The organism is Pantoea sp. SIMBA_079 (assembly GCF_046940275.1).
GTDB lineage: Bacteria > Pseudomonadota > Gammaproteobacteria > Enterobacterales > Enterobacteriaceae > Pantoea > Pantoea borealis.
In genome coordinates this window covers 1-344 of sequence record NZ_JAWRYR010000097.1, presented here as the reverse complement: position 1 = coordinate 344, position 344 = coordinate 1, and the positions used below count along the sequence as shown (strand labels likewise).

At 66.3% G+C, this 344-nt stretch carries 1 protein-coding gene; it reads left to right on the top strand.

Annotation, left to right across the window (positions count from 1 at the left end):
- Window positions 1-344, top strand: a 344-nt coding sequence (locus SB719_RS19270; RefSeq protein ID WP_412159620.1) for a hypothetical protein, incomplete at both ends; no start/stop codon positions are given.

Genomic DNA, 344 nt, shown 5'->3' with positions numbered 1-344 from the left:
GCAACTACGAGGGCGCGTCGGCCTCCGCTTACTACGGCCAGTATGGCGAAGGTGATGGCGCGATCACCAAGGGTGACTTCGTCATGGGCTTCTCGGGCGACCGTGGCTCGGTCACGATCGCGGCCGAATGGGGCAAGGAAGACGGGGTCGCCGCTAGCGATCGACCGTACAGCGCGTTTCCGCGCTCGGACCTGCATCCGACGGACGGCTGGACGACGGTCGGCCAGTTTGGTGGCTTCGTCACCACCGCGGCGACAGCCGTGCCCGGCCTGCCTGTAGGGACCCGTGTTGTGCTGCGCGAAGGCGGTAACCCGCGCGTGATCACTGACTATATCCGTCAGGAC